This is a genomic window from Kamptonema sp. PCC 6506 (assembly GCF_000180455.1).
In the GTDB taxonomy this organism is placed as follows: Bacteria; Cyanobacteriota; Cyanobacteriia; order Cyanobacteriales; family Microcoleaceae; genus Kamptonema; species Kamptonema formosum.
In genome coordinates this window covers 1-15512 of record NZ_CACA01000347.1, presented here as the reverse complement: position 1 = coordinate 15512, position 15512 = coordinate 1, and the positions used below count along the sequence as shown (strand labels likewise).

Genomic DNA, 15512 nt, shown 5'->3' with positions numbered 1-15512 from the left:
TCCCCCATCTCCCCCCGCCTCCCCCCGCCTCCCCTGCGGCAATCAAAACCGCATCTAAGGCTCGAATCTCTGCTTTGGCAACAGTAGGATCTATGAGCGATCGCCGAACTTGAAATCCTAGTTTTTCACAAACTCGCTGCATCCCGGAATTTTCTGAGAGAATTTCGGCTGTAATTCGATCGATCCCTTCATCCCATCCCACTTGGATCAATCGTTGCAGTAATTCTGTTCCTAATCCTTGACATTGATAGCGATCGCTTACTAATAGCGCAAATTCAGCTTCATTCCTGCCGTGTAATTTACTCAAACGGGCAACAGCTAAAATTTCATGAGTTCCAGTTTCAGGGTTTTCATAATCAGCGACGAGGGCCATTTCGCGATCGTAATCAATAAAGCAGAGACGAGTCAATCGTTCGTGAGCAATACGCTGACTAAGTTTGATTAAATGGAAATAGCGCAAATAAACGCTTTGCTCAGATAGAGTTTTGTGGAATTGGATCATCAATGGCTCATCTTCTGGACGAATCGGACGAATGGTAATGGAAGTACCGTTCTTCATCGTCCAGGGAGTCACATATTGGTTGGGATAAGGACGAATCGCTAATTTTGGTAATTGGGTTTCATCAATGTCTGATTCGTGTAAGATAATCCGAGCATCGAGAGCCAGCAATTGTTCTGAACTTGCCAATAGAGGATTAATGTCAATTTCTTTAATCCCACGTTGTTCTACCACCAGTTGACTAAACTGCACCATCAGTTGTTCGAGGCCCGCTAAATCAACAGCCTTGCGTCCTCGCACGCCTTTTAATGCTGTATAAATCGCGGTTTGTTCCATCATCCGGCGTGCCAGAGTGGTATTAAGAGGTGGTAGAGCGATCGCCCGATCTTGAAATATCTCTACTAATTGTCCGCCAGTTCCAAACAGCAATACTGGGCCAAACTGTGGATCGAGATTACTACCAATAATCAGTTCGTATCCCTCGCGCTTAATCATCGGCTGGACAGTAACGCCGAGGAAGTCGGAATCGGAGGAGGTAGAGGAGTTTGAATATCGGGAAGAAACAGCGTTATAAATAGCTTGGTAAGCCTGTCTGACTGCGTTTTCATCATTCAAATTTAACTGTACTCCGCCCACATCTGTTTTATGGGTGATAGTTTTAGAGAACAGTTTGAGAACTACAGGATACCCGATCGCATTTGCGCGTTCAACGGCTTGCTCTTCAGTTGTCGCAATTACAGTTTCAACAGTGGGAATGCCATAAGCGGCTAGAATCTGCTTAGATTCTACTTCAGTCAGAATCGTTCGCCCTTCTTGATGAGCAGCATTAATTATTTCTTCAGCCTGTGTGCGACTGGAACCATGTTCTCCAAAGGCAGTGGGTAAAATTGGAGTTTCGTAGATTCCTTGTAGATTGTAGCTCGATCGCCACATATAACTAAATACCTGCACGGCTGCATCTGGATAGGGATAGGTGGGAATCCCAGCTTGATTTAGCAATAACTCACCCTCTGATACCTCGCTTCCACCCATCCAACTAGCAATTATGGGCTTACCTGAGAGTTTGGCGTAAGGTTTTAGCTGTTCTGCGGTTTGAGTGGGATCGGTCATTGCCTGGGGTGTGAGAATGACTAGGAGTCCATCACTGTCAGGATCGTTGGCTACAACTTCCAGGGTTTTAGCGTAGCGTTTGGGATCGGCATCTCCTAAGATATCGATCGGGTTGTGATGGCTCCAGTGAACGGGTAGGATAGCATCAAGTTCTGCGATCGCTTCCGTCGATAATTCTGTCAGTTGACCTCCGGTGGCAATCAGCGCATCTGTTGCCAATACACCAGGGCCTCCAGCATTAGTAATGATGGTTAGGTTCGGGCCTTTAGGACGAGGCTGTTTTGCCAGCACTTCTGTCATATCAAATAAATCCGCGATCGTATTTACCCGCAATACGCCGCAACGTCGGAAAGCAGCATCAAGAACTGCATCGCTGCCAGTTAGGGCTCCCGTGTGGGAAGCCGCAGCCTTAGAAGCCGCTTCCGTATGACCCGGTTTTAAAACAATAATCGGCTTAGTTAATGCTACCTCGCGGGCAGCAGATAGAAAGGAACGGGCATCCCCGATCGATTCCATATAAATTGCAATGCTTTCAGTATGGGGATCGTCACCGAGATAATCAATTAAATCTCCCCAATTTACATCCAGCATGGAACCGATGGAAACAAAGGCGCTGAAACCCACATTTTCCCGGCGACTCCAATCTAAAATTGCGGTACACAAGGCCCCACTTTGGCTGATAAAACCGACCTTTCCCGGACGGGCCATGCCATTAGCAAAGGTGGCATTGAGTCCAGTAATTGGGTTCATTACACCTAAACAATTGGGCCCAATCAGCCGCATTTGACTTTGACGCACCTGTTCTAATAGCTGGTGTTCTAGTTCAATACCTGCTGTTCCGGCCTCTTTAAAGCCAGCCGAAAGCACGATCGCACCTTTAACTCCTGCGGCAATACATTCGCGAACGATCCCTGGGACTGTGGGTGCAGGAGTCGCGATCGCGACTAAATCTATTGGTTCTGAAATTGCCGCAATTGTGGGATAAGCTTTGATACCCAAAACACTAGATCGTTGAGGGTTTACAGGAAAAACTGTTCCACCAAATGAATTGCTAATCAAGTTCCAGAGTAGGGTTCTTCCTACACTACCAGGTCTTTCTGTAGCTCCAATAACAGCGATGTTTTTGGGTGTAAAAATAGCGTCTAATGGACGATATTCGGAGCGCAAGATGTCGTATGCACGTTCGCGCAGGATCTCTTGGGAATCATGGGCGACAGATATTGATTCTAATTGGGATGTTGTTTTCATGATTGTAAATTTCTTCAAAAGGGAAACGTATCGTCTAAGGTCAAGGAAGAAATTTTTGTGGCTGTCTTCTACCTTGAAATCACTAATTAAATTATAAGCTATTAGGCATTTAAAACTGTGTTATCTGTAACCGTTACCTCAACTTTCTAACATCCTTATAACCTCTCCTTAACTTCTCACATCTCCCTAGCCTCTCCTCTAAGGATAAAGGAAAGGAATGATTTTTTTGGGTGGGAAAAGGAATAAATTTGTTAGGAGTATGGAAGGAATATGTAGATGAATGAATCTCCTAATGAAATGCGTAAAAGCTTAGTGGAGAGAAATCTTGCTGAATATCTTGGTTGGGAATTACCTAACTTTAACTATTATAGGAATTACGCTCATGGATCTAGAAACCGGGTTTTTGAGAGAATCGTGGATAAGGGCGAAGTATTTTCGTAAAAAACCCGGTTTCTTTGGTTGGTGCGTAAGTCCTGTATTAGTAACCTCCGTTAGGAGCATAAACTCCAATTCTATTAATCTATAACTTTCTCTGAAACATTCTACAACCTGATTACATTCTACAACCTGATTTAAGTATGACACTTGGGAAAGTCTTATTACTGAAAAATTAGCTGTGACCTCTCCCCCCTCGCCCCCCTCCCCCTTCAAGGGGAGGGGGAAATTTCTTTTTTTCTTCTCTTTCTTTCTTTTTTCTTCTCTTTCTTTCTTTCTTTCTTTCTCTCCATTCCCTCGTAGGGAAGGGGACTGGGGTTAGGTCTTTTTCAAACATAGAATATTCCCATTCCATCGTTATTGGCATGGGAATATCAAGCTTTCGCTATGCAACTGGAGTAGGCAGAACTTCCGAAGGTTCCAAATCGAAAAACTCGACCTTTGTACTATTACCAAAGTAAGCTAGAAGGTACAACTCTTTCAGGTCACTAATCAGCGGATAGCGGGGATTTGCGCCTGTACATTGATCGTCAAAAGCTTGTTCAGCCATGAGTTCAACTTTGTCGTAAAATGTGCGATCGTCTCCGCCTAAAGTTTCGCGAATCGTAGCAGGAATTTCTATTTCCTGCTTTAATTGTTCCACTGCTGCCACCAGTTTTTCAACTTTCTCATCTGGGGAATTGCCACCCAGTTTTAAATAATCCGCAATCTCAGCATACCGCTCTTTAGCGTGAGGGTATTTGTATTGTGGAAAGATGGCTTGTTTGAAGGGCACATCTGTGGCATTGTAACGAATTACATGAGAAATCATCAAGGCATTCGCTAATCCATGCGGTACGTGGAAAGTAGACCCTAATTTATGCGCCATTGAGTGACAGATGCCTAAGAAAGCGTTGGCAAAGGCCATACCTGCGATCGTTGCTGCATAATGTATTTTTTCCCGTGCTTCTGGATTGTGGGCACCGTTATGGTAAGAACGGGGTAAATACTTGAATATCAGTGCGATCGCTTCTAGTGCTAAGCCTTCAGTAAACTCTGTAGCTAGTACGGAAACGTAAGATTCTAAGGCGTGAGTTAAGGCATCAATCCCACCATAAGCGGTGAGTTTTTTGGGCATACTTAACACTAATTCGGGATCGACGATCGCCATATTCGGTGTGAGTGCATAATCCGCCAGTGGGTATTTGATCCCGGCTTGTTCGTCTGTCACCACTGCAAAAGGTGTCACTTCTGACCCCGTACCAGAGGTAGTAGGAATCGCCACTAGGATCGCTTTTTTACCGAGGGCCGGTAGCTCATAAACCCGCTTGCGGATGTCCATAAATCGCATCGCTAACCCCTCAAATTCTACCTCTGGATGCTCGTACATCAACCACATTACTTTAGCTGCATCCATTGGGGAACCACCACCGATCGCAATAATTACATCGGGTTGATAGCTATTGAGTAAATCCAATCCTTTTGTAACATTGGCAAGAGTTGGATCGGGCTCAACTTCGTGGAAAATATCATGCTTCACCCCCATGTCATCTAAAATCGTGGTGATTTTTTCGACTAATCCCAAATCGAATAGTGGTTTATCGGTGACGATGAATGCTCGTTTTTTGTCGGCTAATTCCCGCAAGGCGACAGGAAGACAACCAGATTTAAAGTAAACTTTGGGTGGTACTCGGAACCAGAGCATATTTTCTCGCCGCTCTGATACTGTTTTAACATTGAGCAAATGATGAGGAGTAACGTTCTCGGAAATGTTGTTACCGCCCCAAGTGCCGCAACCGAGTGTTAAAGACGGGTCTAGTTTGAAGTTGTAGAGGTCTCCGATCGCACCTTGAGAGGAGGGGGTATTAATCAATACTCGTGAGGTTTTAACGGTGTTTTTGAAGTAGCTAATATCATCCAATTTTTCAGGATTGATATACAAAACTGCCGTATGTCCCTGTCCGCCAAACTCGACTAATCGTCCGGCTTTATCCACTCCATCCTTGAAACTACTTGCCCGATACATTGCTAAAATTGGAGACAGTTTTTCATAGGAGAATGGTTCATTTGTGCCAATTTCTTCGACTTCTCCAATCAAAACTTTGGGCAATGTGCAGGGTACGGGATTGTGGCTTTCGGTTTCTGCACGGTTCTTACTTTGGAACTCTAAACAGACTAACCCAATTTGTGCAAGTTGCGCGATCGCACCCACTGATTGCCCGACAATTGCGGGATTGATATGACCATCTTTCAGCAGAATTTTACTTACTTTTTCCTTATCTTCTGGTGTTAGGAAGTAAGCGCCTCGCTCCATAAATTCTTGCTTCACTTGGTCGTAGATGGTATCAAGAACAATCACCGATTGTTCGGAAGCACAAATCATACCATTGTCAAAGGTTTTGCTGATTAAAATCGAACTGACAGCGGTTTGAATGTCGGCCGTTGTATCAATTACCGCCGGAGTATTACCTGCACCAACACCTAAAGATGGATGACCAGATGAATAGGCGGCTTTGACCATTCCGGGCCCTCCGGTTGCCAAAATCAGCTTGATATTGGGATGCTGCATTAAGGCTTGAGATAGTTCGACAGTGGGTTCGTCAATCCAGCCGATAATGTTTTCTGGTGCTCCGGCTGCGATCGCGGCTTCTAGCACAATCTTAGCGGCTTCCATTGTGCTACGCTTGGCTCGTGGGTGAGGAGAGAAAATAATTGCATTGCGCGTTTTCAATGCAATTAAAGCTTTAAAAATAGTAGTTGAAGTGGGATTGGTGACGGGAACAATGCCAGCTAATACTCCCATTGGTTCCGCGATTTTTTGAATCCCAAAGGATTTATCTTCTTCAATTAAGCCACAGGTGCGCTCGTGTTTATATTTGTTGTAAATGAATTCTGAGGCGAAGTGATTTTTAATCACTTTATCTTCAATAGAACCCATTCCTGTCTCTGTAACTGCCAATTTTGCTAACTGAATGCGTTGAGTATTGGCGGCTATTGCGGCTTTCTTGAAGATGGTATCGACTTGTTCCTGAGAGTAAGTTGCATACTTTTCTTGAGCAGCTTTTACTTGTTGAATTAGTGTTTCGAGTTCTTGGAGATTAGTGACAACCAATTGCATAAGTACCTTCCTATTTGGTTAGCTTTTAAACAGCCTTAATTCCACGACTTCTGAAAATCTCTAGCGTTTGTTGGATCAACTCTGGTGTGGGAGATTCAGTATCTTTGAGTTGATAGTCGTAGCCCAAATTTTCCCACTTGTATTCGCCCATTTTGTGAAATGGTAAAACTTCTAATTTCTCGATATTTTTTAGGCTGGCAACAAAGTCTGCTAGCCCTTCGACGTTGTGGGGATCGCTACTTAAACCTGGCACGAGAACAAACCGAATCCAAGTCGGTTTATTGATTTCACTCAAATATTTTGCCAGAATTAATGTTGGTTCGAGCTCGACACTGGTAATTTTCCGATACGTTGCAGGATCGAAAGATTTAATATCGAGTAAAACGAGATCGGTAAATTCTAAAACTGGCTTAGCTACCTTCAACTCGCAGTATCCAGAGGTGTCTAATGCCGTATGAATTCCTAATGCTCGACAACGTTTAAAAATTTCTGTGACGAAGTGAGGTTGAAATAATGCCTCACCTCCACTAATGGTAACACCACCGCCAGAAGAATTCATGTAAGATTTGTATTTCTGAATTTCTTCTATTAGTTCATCAACGCTGACCTTTTTACCGTTTTCTAGATATCGGCAATCTGGATTAGAACAGTAAAGACAACGTAGGGGACAGCCTGATGTGAAGATAATAAACCGAATACCGGGGCCATCAACGGTTCCACAGGTTTCGATTGAGTGGATGTAACCAAAAACAGATGTAGAAACTGACATGGTTGCTGCTTCCTCTTGTTGGATTCCTCAACCTTTAAATTTATTATACGCTAAAGAGTTTGGGGAAGTTGTGAGGAGAGTGGTAGGGAGGGGGTTTGAATGTTATGATTCGTTGATAAGGTAGGCGGGGAATAGGCTATAACTTCGTGCTAGCTTAACTTTGAGGGTTTACAGATAGCCTGGTTAAATTGTGTTGTTACTTGTTTGAGATTGCTCAATTTGCTGCTGATGAATCAAGATAGGTAAACAACAAAGCCTTAATGTGAGCCACCATGTGTCAATAGTCCGGACAGTTTTTAAGCAGCCAGAGTACCATAAGACAAGACTGAGGGGAGGTTAGGATGATTTAAAATCAAGTCCTTAATGTTCATAAGGCAGTCTGTTAAGCTCAGTTTTTTTAAGCTTAACCTAAAGAGTGTCTTTTTTTCTGCCTTTGAGATTCAAATTTTACTTACTTTTTTGTGGACGGGCGATCGCGTCTCTACTCCAAAACTGTCCGGAGTATTGATGTGTAAGACATTAATGGACTCATAAACTCACTTGATTCTGGCTTAATTGCAGCGCTAGTTACGGCTGCCAGAATTTCAAAAACAGCTTGACTTTGACACGGATAGATAGTCTTTCCAGAAGTGATCCACCGACAGCCTAAATAGCATAAAAACTAAATTATGCACCAAATTTTTCATATCCCCATAAACGGGAATATACGGAAATTCTCAATACATCACCTGATTTAGTGATGATACCCAGAAACTTTCCGTATATCTCCCGCCAATTAATTAAGTAACTAAAGTGTCACCTAACTCCATTGACTTAGAAGCGATCGTGGAACGTCCGCTTAATCACATCCAACTGCTGTTCTCTAGTTAACTTAATAAAGTTCACAGCATAACCAGAGACTCGAATTGTCAATTGTGGATATAATTCAGGATGATCCATCGCATCCAACAACATTTCTCGATTTAAGACATTCACATTGATATGATGTCCGCCATCGTGGAAATAACCATCTAACATCCCCACCAGATTTGTAAACCGCTCGTCCTCTGTTTTACCCAAGGCTCCTGGTACAATCGAAAATGTGTTCGAGATACCATCTTGTGCGTAAGCGTAAGGCAATTTAGCAACAGAGGCAAGAGATGCGATCGCACCCTTAGTATCCCGTCCGTGCATTGGATTTGCACCCGGTGCAAAGGGTTCGCCTGCTTTCCGTCCATCCGGTGTATTACCCGTTTTCTTACCATAAACCACGTTAGAAGTGATGGTGAGTACCGATTGTGTGGGAACAGCATTGCGATAAGTCTTGTACTTCTTCAGCTTGCTCATAAAGGTTTTCACGAGCTCGACTGCAATTAAATCTACGCGATCGTCATTATTACCGTACTTAGGAAAATCACCTTCGATTTGATAATCAACGGCTAATCCATTTTCGTTACGCAAGACTTTCACCTTGGCATATTTGATCGCCGAGAGTGAATCTGCTACAACTGACAACCCAGCAATACCACAGGCCATCGTGCGGAAAACATCGCGATCGTGCAATGCCATTTCTAACCGCTCATAGCAATACTTATCATGGCTACAGTGAATAACGTTCAGCGTATTGATGTAAGCTTTTGCTAACCAGTTCATCATCAAATCGAACTTCTGCATTACTTCGTCATAACTCAGATATTCGGAAGTAACGGGTGCGTAGGCAAGGGCAATTTGTTCGCCCGATTTTTCATCTTTACCGCCATTAATCGCATATAGCAAGCATTTTGCTAAGTTAACCCGTGCGCCGAAGAACTGCATTTGTTTGCCAATTCGCATCGCGGAAACACAGCAAGCGATCGCGTAATCATCTCCCCAATAGGGACGCATCAGATCGTCGCTTTCATATTGAATCGAACTCGTTTCTGTAGAAACTTTTGCACAGTAGTGCTTAAATGCTGCCGGTAATCGTTCTGACCACAATACCGTCAAGTTTGGTTCAGGTGCCGATCCCAGAGTAAATAGCGTGTTAAGAACGCGGAAACTGGTCTTTGTGACCAAGGGACGACCATCTTCACCCATACCCCCTATACACTCAGTCACCCAAGTCGGATCTCCAGAAAACAAATCGTTATAATCAGGAGTTCGTAAAAAGCGAACCATTCGCAATTTCATTACAAAATGGTCGATTAGTTCCTGAAGTTCCGATTCAGTAGTTGTGTTATTCTTCAGATCGCGCTCAAAGTAGATATCTAGGAAAGTCGAGACTCGTCCCAGCGACATTGCAGCGCCATTTTGCTCTTTTACTGCTCCCAGATAGCCCAAATAAAGCCACTGCACGGCTTCCTTCGCATTCATGGCTGGGCGACCAATATCAAAGCTATAGCTTGCTGCCATTGTCTTTAACTCAAACAAGGCTTTGATTTGTTCGTTAATCTCTTCTCGCAGCCGAATGATATCAACATCAATGCTATCAACTTCGAGAGATTCCAGTTGATTTTTCTTATCGTCAATCAGGCGATCGCATCCATACAACGGTACTCGACGATAATCGCCAATAATACGTCCTCGCCCGTAAGCATCGGGCAATCCGGTAATGATACCAGAGTGACGAGCTAACCGCATTTCGCGAGTGTAGCCATCAAATACACCATCATTATGAGTTTTACGATATTTGGTAAAAATTTCCTCAGTAGCAGGATCGAGCTTATAACTATAGGCTTCTAGCCCAGCTTTTACTACACGAATCCCACCAAAGGGCATAATTGCTCGTTTCAAAGGTTTCTCAGTCTGCAAGCCGACAATCTGTTCTAAGTTTTGGTCGATGTACCCTGGCTTGTGAGCTGTAATTGTAGAAACGACAGCCGTATCTGCATCTAATATTCCTTTTTCTCGCTCTTGAGCCATTAACAGAGTTACTTGGTTCCAGAGCATTTTCGTTCTTGCTGTTGCACCAGCTAGAAACGATTCATTCCCTTCATAGGGTTTATAATTCTTTTGGATGAAGTCACGTACATCTATTTCCTTCATCCAATTGCCTGAATTAAATTCTTGCCATTGTTCAAACATATTCTTATGTGCCTCCTGGCTTGAGTAGGTGATGAGAATTAAGCCATGAGTCTCAAGACATCAGGTTTCAAGGTGGCGTATAACATCTGAAGATAGTTTAGTCACTAGAACCCTGTTTCTCGTCTCGAATCTATTGTAAAAAAAGAATTTGAGGAACCTGTGAGGAAAGATCGCCGATAACTAGGGGAAGAAGGGGCTAGGGGCTAGGGACTAGGGGCTAGGGGAAGAAGGGGCTAGGGGCTACGATGCTCAGGACTAGGGGAAGAAGGGGAAGAAGGGGCTAGGGGCTAGGGGCTAGGGACTAGGGGAAGAAGGGGAAGAAGGGTAGGGCTGTTTCATTCTCGGAAAAACCGCGATTTTGTAGGGTAGTGCCCCCGTGCCTACCCATCACCAACCATCAAATGAGGGTTTCAGACTCTGGGCGGGCAGCCAATCGGCACCGCCCCTACCGAGAATGAAACAGCCCTGGGGGAAGAAGGGGCTATAGCAACCGCCAAGGCGGTTAGGACATAATTATTGCTTCCACCCTTACTACCTTCTACCTTCTGCCTCCTGTCTCCTGCCTCCTCTTAGGGATTCCCTTGACAGATTGCGGTTTTATTTGTTAACTTAATCATAGTCGGTATGAGTACGTTTTATTGAAGCTGTTTATTTTTTATCAACTGCTATGGTTAAGATTGTTGGGATTGGCGGAAGTTTGCGAGCTGGCTCCCATAGCCAGATGGCTTTGAATGCGGCAAGCGATCGCGCGACGGCATTGGGCGCAGAAGTGGAGATATTGGATTTGCGATCGCTGAATCTCCCTTTTTGCAACGGCGAGGATAACTATCCTGACTACCCGGATGTAGAGCGGTTGCGGAATGCCGTTAAGCAGGCTGATGGTTTGATTTTGGCAACACCGGAGTATCACGGTAGCGTTAGCGGCGTGATTAAAAATGCGCTGGATTTATTGAGTTTTGAGCATTTGGACGGGAAAGTTGCGGGTGCAATCAGTGTTTTGGGCGGTCAGTCCAATAACAATGCTCTTAACGATCTGCGGGTAATTTTGAGATGGGTACACTGTTGGGTAATACCCGAACAGGTCGCGATCGGTCAAGCTTGGAAAGTTTTTAGTCCTGATGGCAAATTGTTGGATGAGAAGCTATCTCAACGCTTCGATCAATTCACCCAGAGTTTAGTAGAAAATACTCGCAAATTGCGGGGAGTTTCGTAGGATCGGGGCGGGTCATACCCGCCTGATATAGAAAAGCTAAATTATTGCAGGAATAGCTATACTTGCTTGCGTTGCTTTCAATGAAGAGTTCGGTGGCACGAGCGATCGCTTAAACTTAGCCCCGCAGGATAAATGTGTCTGGGGGTCATTAATTTGATGGTAAATTCTGTACAGTGAAGGAGTTACATAAATATCCTCCGGCTTTTTGTCCGAAGGAGTATAAGCACTTCCATAAAACATGGCTTTCTCTTCGATTATTCGTACCATTGGGCGATCGCAACTAGCAGCAGAACTCCTCACCCAACTAAAACGGCACCGGTGTTTGCAACTTTCCGGTGTCGCCCGTTTGCCCAAAGGTTTGACAGTTTCAGCTCTAGCACAGCAAGAAGGGCGAAATTTACTTGTAGTAGCGGCAACTTTAGAGGAAGCAGGGCGCTGGGCCTCTCAACTTGAGACGATGGGTTGGCAAGCTGTTCACTGTTACCCGACTTCGGAGGCATCCCCTTACGAGGTATCTTACTCCGAGCAAAGTGAAATGACCTGGGGGCAAATGCAGGTTTTAGCGGATCTGCTGAGTGGGGAATTGGGAGCTCTTGAGCAGGGGGGCGGAGGGGCAGAGGGACAGGGGGGCGGAGGAGCAGAGGGGCAGGGGAGCGGAGGAGCAGAGGGGCAGGGGAGCGGAGGGGCAGAGGAGAGAGTTCCGTCTTCTATCTCCCCATCTCCCCTGCTCCCCCGCTCCCCCGCTCCCTCCCGCTCTTCCCCTTCGATCGCCATTGTCGCTACAGAAAGGGCTTTGCAGCCTCATTTACCGCCTGTATTGGCTTTTAAACCATTTTGCCTGAAATTAAAGCGGGGTATGAGTTGGGATTCTAGGGCAGTTGACCTGAAACTGGCTATGATGGGATACGATCGCGTTTCTCTGGTGGAAATGGAGGGACAGTGGAGCAGGCGCGGCGATATTGTTGATGTCTATCCAGTGGCGGCGGAGTTGCCAGTGCGGTTGGAGTGGTTTGGGGATGAGTTGGAACAAATGCGGGAATTTGACCCATCTACCCAGCGATCGCTTGACAAAATTAATCAGTTGGTTTTGACTCCTACGGATTTTAGCCCAATTATTGCTGCTGCTCTTCAAGCTAGCGGCGAGGGGGAAGGGGAAGGGGAAGGGGAAGGGGAAGGGGAAAAGTTATCTTCTAAAGTGCCGCGAAGGTTGTTGGGTAAGGCTTTTGAGCAGCCAGCTTGTTTGTTGGATTATTTGCCTGAGAATACGTTAGTGGCTATTGATGAACCAGGTCAATGCCAAGCTCATAGCGATCGCTGGTTTGAAGTAGCCCAAGAACATTGGAGAATTGAGAATGAAAATTTGGAATTACCCAAAATTCACCGCTCTTTTGCTGATTCTTTGGCAAATGTCGAAGTATTCGATCGCATTTCCCTCACAGAATTAGCAGAAGATGCTTCAGCTCAAAAGTCAAAAACGCCCAGCGTTGGGAGTGCAACGAAGCAATCTCAAAGCTCTATTAATTTAGCCAGTCGTCCCGTACCGGTGATGCCGCACCAATACGCGAAACTGGCAGAAATGGTCAGACAAGAGCGCGATCGCGGCTTTTCTATTTTTCTAGTTTCAGCTCAACCTAGCCGTTCTGTTTCTCTGCTATCAGAGCATGACTGTCCCTCTCAATTCATCCCCAATCCTCGCGACTATTTAGCGATTGACAAACTACAAGCCCAACACTTGCCGATCGCCTTAAAATACAGCGGAGTTGCCGAGTTAGAAGGTTTTATTCTCCCTACTTTCCGGTTAGTTGTTGTCACCGATCGTGAATTTTACGGTCAACACTCCCTAGCTACTTTTAGCTATATCCGCAAGCGGCGGCGTGCGGCTTCTAAACAAGTTGATCCTAATAAACTTAGTGCTAATGATTATGTAGTTCATCGACAGCATGGAATTGGCAGATTCCTGAGATTGGAAAGCCTGACAATTAATCAAGAAACTCGCGAATATTTGGTGATTCAATATGGAGACGGGACGCTGAGAATAGCGGCCGACCAATTGGGCGCACTATCTAGGTTTCGGACGGTGGGCGATCGCGCTCCTGAACTCAACAAACTTAGCGCTCAAACTTGGGAAAAAACTAAGGCAAAAGTCCGCAAATCGATTAAAAAATTAGCGGTAGATTTGCTGAATCTTTACGCGAAAAGAGCGCAGCAAGTAGGTTTTGCTTTCCCGCCAGATATGCCTTGGCAACAGGAATTAGAGGATTCTTTTCCCTATCAACCTACTCCCGATCAGTTGAAGGCGACTCAAGATGTGAAACGCGATATGGAAGGCGATCGCCCGATGGATCGCCTGGTCTGTGGTGATGTTGGTTTTGGCAAAACGGAAGTGGCGATCCGCGCAATTTTTAAGGCGATTACTGCTGGCAAACAGGTAGCAATGTTAGCGCCAACAACGATTTTAACTCAACAACATTATCACACTCTCAAAGAACGTTTTGCACCTTATCCGATTGAAGTTGGTTTACTAAATCGTTTCCGTACTGAAACTGAACGCCGGGAGCTTCAAAGGCGCTTGGCCAGTGGTGAATTAGATGTAGTTGTGGGAACTCAATCTATTTTAAGCAAGGGAGTTAAGTTTAAAGATTTAGGCTTAATGGTGGTGGATGAAGAACAGCGATTTGGAGTTAAGCAAAAAGAAGCTATCAAAGCGTTGAAAACGATGGTGGATGTGTTAACACTCACCGCAACTCCGATTCCTCGAACTTTATATATGTCACTTTCTGGGATTCGGGAAATGAGTATAATTGCGACACCACCGCCTACCCGCCGCCCAATTCAAACCCATTTAGCTGCTTACGATCCAGAGGTAGTAAGAACTGCAATTCGCCAAGAATTGGATCGGGGGGGTCAGGTGTTTTATGTAGTACCCCGGATTGAGGGAATTGATGATTTAGCAGCACAATTGGGGGTGATGGTTCCGGGGGCAAAAATTGCGATCGCGCATGGTCAAATGGATGCTTCGGAACTGGAAGCGATTATGCTGGCTTTTAGTGCTGCGGATTTCGATATCCTCGTTTGTACGACAATTATTGAATCAGGTTTGGATATTCCCCGCGTCAACACAATTTTGATTGAAGACGCACAAAGATTTGGTTTAGCTCAACTTTACCAATTACGAGGTCGCGTGGGACGGGCGGGGGTACAGGCCCACGCTTGGCTATTTTATCCCAATCAAAATCGCCTTACAGATGAAGCACGTCAGCGGTTGAGAGCGATTCAAGAATTCGCACAATTGGGATCGGGGTATCAATTGGCAATTCGAGATTTGGAAATTCGCGGTGCTGGTGATATTTTGGGAGCGGAACAGTCCGGTCAAATGGACGCGATCGGTTTTGATTTGTACGCACAGATGTTAGAAGAGGCGATTCGCGAAATTAAGGGCCAGGAAATCCCGCAGGTAGAAGATACGCAAATAGATTTGACCTTAACGGCGTTTATTCCGGCGGATTATATCACAGATTTGGATCAAAAGATGAGCGCTTATCGCTCTGTAGCATCTGCTAGTACACTAGAAGAGTTGAGTCAAATAGAGGCGGCGTGGTGCGATCGCTACGGCCCGATTCCTAAACCTGCTCAGCAATTAATTCGAGTAGTTCAATTGAAACAATTAGCAATGAAAATTGGCTTTTCGCGGATTAAACCGGAGAATAAGCAACACATTGTTTTAGAAACGCCAATGGAGGAACCGGGTTGGAATTTACTTAAAGCAAATCTACCGGATCATCTTCACGCTCGTTTTGTTTACAGCAAGGGGAAAGTTACTATCCGAGGGATGGGGGTTTTAACTGCTGATAAACAATTAGATCATTTAATTGATTGGTTGGGTAAGATGCAGGGAGCTTTATCAGAAGCAACAATTTAAGGTGTAGATCGAAATTCCCGGAGTAGGGAGTTGGGATTGTGAAGTTAATTATAATGGCTAATTGCTAATTGCTAATGGCTAATTGCTAATTGCTAATGGGTAATGGGTAATTGGTAATTGCTAATTCAGGACTTTGGCACCCAACTAAAGAAACCGGGTTTTTTTACGAAAATACTTCGC

Annotated in this window: 7 protein-coding genes; 2 read left to right on the top strand and 5 right to left on the bottom strand. The window is 44.9% G+C overall.

Features of this window, described 5'->3' with window-relative positions; genetic code table 11:
* The 4 genes from OSCI_RS23980 to pflB form a co-directional block, all read right to left on the bottom strand.
* Positions 1–2857: bifunctional acetate--CoA ligase family protein/GNAT family N-acetyltransferase (locus OSCI_RS23980; protein WP_083811333.1), on the bottom strand; the 2857-nt coding region annotated here is incomplete at its 3' end.
* Between the two features lie 820 nt (positions 2858–3677).
* Entirely contained in the window at positions 3678–6389 is a 2712-nt protein-coding gene (gene adhE / locus OSCI_RS23970) for a bifunctional acetaldehyde-CoA/alcohol dehydrogenase (RefSeq protein WP_007357776.1), read from the bottom strand.
* Between the two features lie 25 nt (positions 6390–6414).
* The gene (pflA, locus tag OSCI_RS23965; protein ID WP_007357775.1) at positions 6415–7158 is read right to left on the bottom strand and encodes a pyruvate formate-lyase-activating protein; all 744 of its coding nucleotides are present in this window, start codon (positions 7156–7158) and stop codon (positions 6415–6417) included.
* 813 nt (positions 7159–7971) lie between these two features.
* On the bottom strand, positions 7972–10200 hold the full coding sequence (gene pflB, locus OSCI_RS23960) for a formate C-acetyltransferase (protein WP_007357772.1): 2229 nt from the start codon (positions 10198–10200) through the stop codon (positions 7972–7974).
* 667 nt (positions 10201–10867) lie between these two features.
* On the opposite strand from pflB, the gene OSCI_RS23955 reads away from it, so the two are divergent.
* Positions 10868–11413, top strand: coding sequence for an NADPH-dependent FMN reductase (locus tag OSCI_RS23955; protein WP_007357771.1), 546 nt, complete (start codon positions 10868–10870; stop codon positions 11411–11413).
* Positions 11414–11449: 36 nt separating this feature from the next.
* Here OSCI_RS23955 and OSCI_RS30355 read toward each other — a convergent pair whose 3' ends face one another.
* Positions 11450–11653 carry a hypothetical protein gene (locus tag OSCI_RS30355; protein ID WP_148288900.1) on the bottom strand — a complete coding sequence of 68 codons (204 nt, stop codon included), beginning with the start codon at positions 11651–11653 and terminating at the stop codon, positions 11450–11452.
* On the opposite strand from OSCI_RS30355, the gene mfd reads away from it, so the two are divergent.
* Positions 11652–15332 carry a transcription-repair coupling factor gene (gene mfd, locus OSCI_RS23950; protein WP_007357769.1) on the top strand — a complete coding sequence of 1227 codons (3681 nt, stop codon included), beginning with the start codon at positions 11652–11654 and terminating at the stop codon, positions 15330–15332. The genes OSCI_RS30355 and mfd overlap by 2 nt on opposite strands.
* Positions 15333–15512: the final 180 nt, after the last annotated feature.